Genomic DNA, 8,557 nt, shown 5'->3' with positions numbered 1-8,557 from the left:
GGTGGGGCATCCCGTTCTTAAAGCTCAGGAAACGTCCTTCACAGGAGTCACTGAGAAGCCTGCACTCTATGCGTCAGCATGAGTGCGGGAGTATGTCACATGATCCCTTCTTGACGCTTGGCGATTGGCATCCGCCAGCCGGTGCCGAAGGCGCGATCGGTAATGCGTAGCCCAGGGGGAGCTTGGTGTCGCTTGAACTCGGCATTCTGAACCAGCCGCAGCACCTGCTGCACGATGTCGGGATCGAACCCTTGAGCCACCAACTCGGGGCCGGATTGATGCTGCTCGATGTGCCGCTGCAAGATCTTGTCCAGCAGGTCGTAGGGGGGCAGGCTGTCGCTATCTTGTTGGCCAGGTCGCAATTCTGCCGAGGGGGGCTTGGTCAGAGTAGCAAGCGGGATCCGCTCCTGCTGTCGGTTGATCCAGCGAGCCAAGCGGTACACCCAGGTCTTGGGCACATCGGAAATCACCGCCAGGCCGCCGGACATATCCCCGTAAATGGTGCAGTAGCCCACTGCCAGCTCTGATTTGTTGCCTGTGGTCAGCAGCAGCCGCCCGAACTTGTTGGAAAGGGCCATGAGGAGGGTGCCGCGAATGCGCGATTGCAGGTTTTCTTCCGTGATGTCTGGGGGGAGGCCGGCAAAGGGCTCTGCCAAAAGCTGGTGGTAGCTCTCCATGATGGACTGAATCGGCAGCTTCAGGGTCGGGATCCCCAGGTTTTGCGCCAGTTGGTAGGCGTCGGCCAAGCTACCGGCGCTGGAATAGGGAGAGGGCATGAGCACCCCCAGCACCCGCTCCGGCCCCAAGGCATCGGCAGCAATCACAGCAGTGACGGCAGAATCGATCCCTCCCGACAGGCCCAATAGCACCTCGCGAAAGCCACATTTGCTGACGTAATCGCGGGTGCCCAAAACCAACGCCTCGTACAGCTCAGCTTCCGGCTCGGTCGGCCAGCGGGATCCCGCGGTCGGTGGGCTCTGGTCTGGGTTGGGAGACTGGGTCAACTCGTCCACATCCAGGATGAGGTGATCCGGCTGAAAGGCAGCGGCTTGGGCCACAACCCGACCCCGGCGATCTAGGGCACAACTGGCCCCATCGAAGATGAGATCGTCGTTGCCCCCCACTTGATTGACGTAGAGAATGGGCAGGGCGTGCTTGCGGGCCAGGGATCCCAGCATCTCCACCCGCAACTTCTGTTTGCCCAGGCTGAAGGGGGAAGCCGAGAGGTTAATCAGCAGGTCGGCACCGCAGCGGGCCATCTGTTCCACCGGATCCCAGTGGTAGCGACGGTGCTGCCAAAAATCGCGGTCGTTCCAAATGTCTTCACAAATGGTAAAGCCCAGGCGGCGGCCACGGTACTCGATGGGTTGGGGCTGGGATCCCGGCTCAAAATAGCGATCCTCATCGAAGACATCGTAGGTGGGCAAGAGCGACTTCTGGAACCAATGGCGGATCTGGCCCCCCTCCAGCCAGGCAGCAGCATTGTAAAGGGGCCGACCCTCAGGCAGAGGATTGGGCTGCACGGATCCCACGACCACCGGAATGCTGGCCTGTAGCCGACTGGCCAAGTGCTGCAAAACCTGGCTTGCCCTCTCGACCAAGGCCGGGTAGAGCAACAAATCGCGAGGTGGATACCCCAGCAACGCCAGCTCCGAGGTGATGGCCAACTCTGCTCCCGCCGCCGCCACTGCCTCGACTGCCGAACGGATGCGCTCGGCATTTCCGCTTAGATCGCCGACGATGTAGTTCAGTTGCAACAGCGCTACCTTCACCCTGCCCCCCATATGGTAAATCTCACCATAAGTGGCCCAAACCGAATCGTCAACAAGATTTGGCTACAGGCAGGCGAAGAACAAAGGTAGTTTGGTGGGCGGTGCTCTCCACCTGCAAAGAGCCGCCCAAGTGGTTGGCAATGGCTTGGGCCAGAGCCAATCCCAAGCCTGTTCCCCCCTGCTGCCAGGGATCCGAGTGGGGGATGCGATAAAACTGCTCGAAAATGCGTTCTTGTTCTTCGAGGGGAATGGTGGTGCCCGTGTTGGTCAAGCGCAGCTCCCAGCGGTCGGAACCTAAAGCAACAGCCTCTAGGACAATGTGTTCGCCGGCGGGCGTGAATTTGTGGGCATTGGTCAAAAGCTCACAGACCAAGCGTTCCAACAGGCGGGGATGGGTGTGCAGATAGGGCAGGTGGGGATCCCAGTGAACTTCTAGGGTTTGCTGCCGCTTGCGCATCCGGTCTTGGAACCGATTGATAAGAGGTGCCAAAAGGAGAGGCAGGTTAACCTGCTCAGAGGGCAGCTTGAGCGTATTGCCCGACAAATTTTGTAGATCCAGAAGATCGTTAATTAGGGAGATCTCTCGCTCGCACGCCTGCTCCAGAACCTCAAGATACTGGATTTGCTTGGGGGTGAGAGGAGAAACTTGATGGCTCAGTTTCAGCAGGTGAACCGAGAGGCTAATGCTGGTAAGGGGAGTGCGCAGCTCATGGGAGACGGCGGCCAGGAAGTTATCCCTAATTTGGCTGAGTTTTTTCAATTCCGTCACCTGAGCCTGGCTGCTGAGGTAGAGCCTGGCCTGTCGCAAGGCAATCGCGCACTGGGCCGCCATTTGCTGGGCCAAATCGATTTCCCAATCGCTAAAACTCTCCTCAGGAGGCCGAGCCAGCCACAGATCCCCAAGAATGCCCTGATCGTCCGCAATGGGGCAGGCCAGCTTGGTCAAATAAGGGGGCAAAGTGTCGGGATCCCGTTGGCGATCCCGAGCGCACAGTTGAAAGCACCAGCCTCGCCATAGCTGTTCGTAGAAGAGGGGAAAATCTCTCATCCAAACCCGAGCCCCGACCCCAGAGGTTGAAAGCGTCGTGTATTCATAGCTGATCAGGGAGTAGGTTCGGCGGCTATCGTAAAGGCCGACATTGCAAAAAAGAACGCCCAAAAATTTCCCCAGCTCGTTCACAACCGTCTGCAAGATCTGCTTTTCGTCCAGAGTTGCCCGTATCTGATGGGTAAGGCGGCGCAGAATCGATTCAAACTGTAGACTGCGTTCCAGTTGCTGGGTTCGCTGTTGCACCAGGGCTGTTAATTCAGCTTCTCGTGTTTGCTGGGCCAGCTCCAGGCGCTTGCGCAGGGTGATATCGCGCACCAAAACAATGGCCTCATCCGGCCCAAAGGGCAACAGACGGGCCTCGCGATATTCCGGCAATGCTTCCGCCGCGTCTTGAGAAATTTGAGGAAGCGGATATTCAATAACCTGAATTTCTCCCGTTTGAAAGGCTTTCTCTAGCAAAGGGGCAAAGTAGGTTTTCCAATGCTCTGGAAACAGATCTTGAATGTATTGGTTGAGATAGCGGTCATCGGGATAGGCGGATGCAAATCCTCTGGGGGGCTTATAGGACAAGACTAGCCCTTGCCGATCCACTTGCAAAAGCATATCTGGGATCGCTTCGTAAAGAGCGCGGTAACGTGCTTCGCTGCGGGCCAGATCGGCCAAACTTTCTCGCAGGTGAGTTTCGACCCTTTTTCGCTCGGAAATATCTTCTAGAAATTGGATGGCAAACAGAGGCTCGTTTTGAGCGTTTCGCACCGCGAAGAGTTGTAAGCGAACCCAGATCTCTCTGCCATCTTTACGGCAAATCACCTTTTCATATTCATAGTTGTTGGTGTACCCGGAAAGCAGTTCATTCCAGAGTATCTCGCCCCGTTCTCGGTCTTCGGGATAGGGAGTGTAATCTTCCGCTTTCAGAGCCGACCAATCTTCCTCGCTGTACCCTGTAATCTCTGCCATTGCCGGGTTGAGGCTGAGATACTGGGGATCAGGATCCAGGCTCATCAGAGCAATCCCTTGGCTACAGGAGTTGAAGATCCCCTGCAATTGGTTTTGAATTTCCTCAAGAGCAGATTTGATGGATCGGCGCTCGCTAATATCATCCAGGAAGTGAACGGCAAATAGAGGCTTTTGTTCTTCATCTCTCACAACATAAACCTGAGACTTTACCCAGATGATTTGGCCATTCTTACGGGTGTAGCGATGTTCCCATTCATAATGACTGCGCCGGCCATCAACCAACTCCTGCCAAAGTTTTTTTAGAGTTTCAACATCGGCCAAGTCTGGGATACAAGCCTCCAGAGGCAAAGCTTTCAGTTCCTCTGCAGAATATCCTGTTATATCCTTGAGGGCTGAGTTCATGCCATGCGGACTAGCTTCTGGCTCAAGAGGCAGCAGAGAGATGCCCAAATTGCAGGACTCCACAATTCCCCAGAATCGCTGTTGAATCTCCAACAAGGCCAGCTCTAGCCGCTTGCGCTCGGTGATATCTTGAATGCAGCCAAGCACGCAATCTGCTCCGTGGGGAACCACGCAAACTTCCTGGTGACGGAGCTCCCCTGCTGAGTTGGTTAGGGGATATTCCAAGGTTTGCTGGGATCCGCTGCTCAAGCAACGGTCAATCAGCCTCTGCAGTTGATCGCCAACCTCAGGGCCGAACAGCTCTCCCACTGCTTTTCCCTGAATATGCTCTGCTGAGAGTGAAGCAAAATAAGTATTCTCCGGGGAAGAAATCAGCTCTAGGCATTGGCCTTCTCGGCTAAAAATCATCAAGGCTTGTGGAATAGCGCAAACCAGCCTTTCGTAGCGGAGTTGGCTCTCTGCAAGCGCTTGTTCAGCCCGCTTCTGTGCCGTGATGTCTTCCACATACCCCTCAAAATAGAGGGGATCCCCTGCTGGATTGCGGACGACTTGAATTTGTTCTCGCACCCACAAGTCCAAGCCCTTGCGACTGTGGATCAAAAACTCTTGCGCCACTCTCCCGTCGCCGACTTTGCCTGCAAGCAAATCCTGGAAAAACTGGCGACGACCGGCAGCATCGACATAAAGACGATGGCCAAAATCCGACAGATGGCGCATCAGATGAGCGGAGGAGGCATAGCCATATATCTCGGCAAGCTTGGCATTTGCAAACCGGTATCGTCCCTGCAGATCCACACGAAAGATCCCAATGGGGGCATTTTCCAGGAGCACATCAAGTTCGGCCAGCATCAGGATCCCCTATTGGCAAGCAGTACCAGGGCACTGAGAACACCTGTCCTTGGGATTATGTATCATTTCTGCCTTAAGCGATGTTTCCCGCACTACAAGTTCCCCCGTGATCTCGTAAAATCACGGGCGAGGAAGGGTGCTCAGGCTTCTGTGGATATCACCCCACCGAGTGCTGGGGGAGCAGGGATCCCTGCGCGGATTCTCAACTACTCCACCCCTGCAGTCTCCGGGGATCCCGCCTGAGTTTCCGGGTGAAAGTAGCGGTAAATCTGTCGGGCAATCTTCGGGCCAATGCCGGGCACTTGAGCCAACTGGTCTTCTGAGGCCACCTGAATGCGGGCAATCGACCGAAATTCTTCCATCAGCAGCTTTTGCCGATACTTGCCCAAGCCGGGGATCTCGTCCAGCGTAGAGGCATGTTGACGCGCTTTCCGTTGCTGGCGATGAAAGGCGAGAGCAAATCGGTGGGCTTCATCTCGCAGGCGTTGCAACAACAAGCGAGCCGGATCTTGGGCCGGCAACCGCAAGGGCACGGGATCCCCCGGCAGAAAGATCTCTTCTTCTCGTTTGGCCAAGGCAATCACCGGCAGGTGATCCAGCCCTAAATCTGCCAAGACGGCCATGACTGCCGACAACTGCCCCTTGCCCCCGTCGATGAGCACCAAATCCGGCTGATCCTCAGGGGTCATTTTGCTGAAGCGACGCCGGGCCACTTCTGCATGGCTGGCAAAATCATCGGAGTGACCGGGGCGCACCTCAGGGTTGCGAATCTTGTAGCGGCGGTAGTGCTGTTTGGCAGGCAGGCCATCGATAAACACCACCTGACTGGCCACAGCATCGGATCCCTGGATGTGGGAAATATCGTAGGCTTCTAGACGGCGGGGCACATCCGGCAAATCCAAGACTTCTGCCAAGCGCTCCAAGGCCGCGGCATCCCGATCCGCCAAGCGCTGAGTGCGGGTTAGCTCCAGTTGTGCATTCCGCTCAACCAACTCGATCAGCTCGGCTTTGCTCTGCCGTTGGGGGGCAACAAGGCTGACCTTGCGGCCTTTTTTCTGACTCAGCCAAGACTCCAGAAAATCGTGATCGGGCAATTCATACTGGGTCAAAATTTCAGAGGGAATTTCCACCGGATCGCAGTATTGATAATGCTCTTGTAAAGCCCGCTGCAAGATAAGGCCTGGGTCGTCACCGCGGTTTTCGGCCACAAACCCCAGCCGCCCCACCAACTTGCCTGCCCGCACCTGAAACAATTGAATGCAGGCTCGTGAATCATTCATGGCCAAGGCCAGAGCATCACGGCTGACGGTAGAGTTAGGCAAAGAGACCTTCTGGGATTCTCCCAATTGTTCCAGACCACGAATTTGATCCCGATATCGTGCGGCTGCCTCATAATTTTCCTGTTCGGCGGCCTGGATCATCTTCTCCTGCAGCTCTCGGATCAGCTCATCTGTCTGGCCTTGGAAGATCATGGCCACTTGAGTCAGCGTTTTGCGATACTCTTCTGGGCTGATCAAGCCTTGGCATACCCCGGGGCAGCGCCCAATGTCGTAGTTCAAACAGGCGCGATCTTTGTACAGAGGTTTGGGCCGTTGGCGCAAGGGAAAAATTCGTTTGACCAACCCAAGGGTATGGCGCAACAGGCCAACATCGGTGTAGGGGCCATAGTATTTGTCTTGATTCCGATCAAGGCGACGATGGCGGGTGATGTAAAGCTGGGGATAAGGCTCTGACCAGGTAATGCACAAATAGGGATACTTTTTATCGTCCTTAAGGAGAACATTATAAGGGGGCTGATGGGTCTTAATCAGATTGTCTTCTAGGGCTAGGGCTTCACTTTCATTGTCGGTTACGATAAACTCGATCTCGCAAACCTGAGCTACCATGCGCTGAATGCGAGGGGACAGGTCGCCGGTGAAGCGGAAATAAGATCGCACTCGAGAGCGCAATTTCTTGGACTTGCCTACATAGAGGATCTGATCCGTGGCATCTCGCATTAAATATACGCCGGGTTCAGCAGGAATCTCCTTGAGACGGCTCTCTAGAACGTCACGGCTGTGAATCAGAGGGACGGTCATAAAGTTCAGTTCTACCGGGTAGAGTCAGGGATCCCATGACTTCAATCTAGCAATGATACGACTTTCCCTGGCAACACCGACTTCAGCCCCTGTAGAGGTATAGTCATTCCGAATAAGTCTGGGACATTTGCCCTGCCTTCGATCTCTAACCGGCCAACACAAACATACCCCTTATCTGTCTCCCAAAGCAGACTAGGGGAACCTGGGATCCCCAAGTTGCTTTCCTGCAGTCTGAAACAACCATATATCCTGGCCCAGAGGGATCCTCATCTAACTTAATTGCCTCTATTTCCGATCTTACTCTGTTCTGCCAATCTCTAGAAGGCACGAACCACCTCCCGGAGAACGGATTCTTGCAGATAGGGCTTGAGGGAGTCAGGCGTACCTAGATCAACCGGACTCTCTAAAATTTCCTCTAGATATCGTTTCAAGCGTACAAAAGTGAACAATCCAACTGGACGGTCAAACTCTACTAGCAGATCGATATCACTGTCTGTTTGCGCTTCATCCCTTGCTACTGAACCAAAGAGCATTAGAGACTTTACGCCAAAGTCCTTCAGAGTGTTCTGGTGATTTGCCAGTAATGTAAGGACTTCCTGTTTTTGCATTACCCAACCTGCAATGAAAAGAAAAGTCCATTAGGAATTATAGCTCACCTATTTCCTCTCAATTACGACTCAAACAAAGATTCATAACGCTTTGCAGGTCGCAGGCACAGTTGAGCCGAGGCACACCTTGCAGAGGACAGGGATCCCTGGGTTCCCGCAATGAGGGCATTTGAACTTGCTCATCATCTTGTCTCTGGGTACATCTAACGGCACGCACATCTTGCCTTGCCATTAACAGCCAGTTCAAGAAACTTGTCGTCTTTGGGATCACGACACGTCGCCACGCGCTCTACAATCTCCACCAAGACGCCATCTCTAACAAAAGTGCTCAAGAACTCCATCCGTTCTTCCTCGGTTATATACCTTTCAAATCCTTTGCGCCGCAGGACATCGCTCAATTCTTCAACGGTCACACGTGAGATAAGCAATTTGCCTCTCTGTGTTGCCCTGTCAAAGACTTGACGAGTGACAGAACATCTCAACAGGAGCGCACTGATAACAACATTGGTATCAAAAACAAAGCATGGTTCATTCGACATTCAGCAGAGATTCCAGTATCTCAGGAGTTAAGCCACGCTCCTGTGCTTTTTGGCTGATTTCATCTATGACAACCTGGAGGGGACGCGGTGGTACGATGAGGTCGCGCAGCCAAAGGTTAAGTAACAGCTGAAACTTTCTTTGCAGGTCAGCAGGAATTTGACTGTAAAGTCTCGCTGTATCTGCATCCAGAGGAATGGTAATCACTGTGTTCATCTTTCCAATTCCTCGATGTTGGATATTATTACACTTGAGATTAAGTCGCGCTGGCTAACGGCTAAGCTCACCTGCTACTAACAGCTT

At 54.0% G+C, this 8,557-nt stretch carries 6 protein-coding genes; all 6 read right to left on the bottom strand.

The window, feature by feature from the left end; genetic code table 11:
- Positions 1 to 95 precede the first annotated feature (95 nt).
- Positions 96 to 1,784, bottom strand: a complete 1,689-nt coding sequence (locus NW856_RS06260) for an NAD+ synthase (RefSeq protein ID WP_414399540.1) — start codon at positions 1,782 to 1,784, stop codon at positions 96 to 98.
- A 37-nt stretch (positions 1,785 to 1,821) separates the two neighbouring features.
- Positions 1,822 to 5,031, bottom strand: coding sequence for a PAS domain S-box protein (locus NW856_RS06255; protein ID WP_414399539.1), 3,210 nt, complete (start codon positions 5,029 to 5,031; stop codon positions 1,822 to 1,824).
- A 206-nt stretch (positions 5,032 to 5,237) separates the two neighbouring features.
- Positions 5,238 to 7,109 (bottom strand): excinuclease ABC subunit UvrC, encoded by a 1,872-nt coding sequence (gene uvrC, locus NW856_RS06250; protein WP_414399538.1) that lies wholly within the window; start codon positions 7,107 to 7,109, stop codon positions 5,238 to 5,240.
- Positions 7,110 to 7,426: 317 nt separating this feature from the next.
- On the bottom strand, positions 7,427 to 7,717 hold the full coding sequence (locus tag NW856_RS06245) for a nucleotidyltransferase family protein (protein ID WP_414329506.1): 291 nt from the start codon (positions 7,715 to 7,717) through the stop codon (positions 7,427 to 7,429).
- Between the two features lie 203 nt (positions 7,718 to 7,920).
- On the bottom strand, positions 7,921 to 8,256 hold the full coding sequence (locus tag NW856_RS06240) for a putative toxin-antitoxin system toxin component, PIN family (RefSeq protein WP_414329508.1): 336 nt from the start codon (positions 8,254 to 8,256) through the stop codon (positions 7,921 to 7,923).
- A complete protein-coding gene (locus NW856_RS06235) occupies positions 8,246 to 8,470 on the bottom strand; it encodes a hypothetical protein (protein ID WP_414329510.1) in 225 nt (74 codons plus the stop codon). The genes NW856_RS06240 and NW856_RS06235 overlap by 11 nt, the downstream gene beginning before the upstream one ends.
- Positions 8,471 to 8,557: the final 87 nt, after the last annotated feature.

Source organism: Synechococcus sp. R3-13, from assembly GCF_047462195.1.
Lineage (GTDB): Bacteria > Cyanobacteriota > Cyanobacteriia > Thermostichales > Thermostichaceae > Thermostichus.
This window is presented reverse-complemented; position numbering and strand designations above follow the sequence as displayed.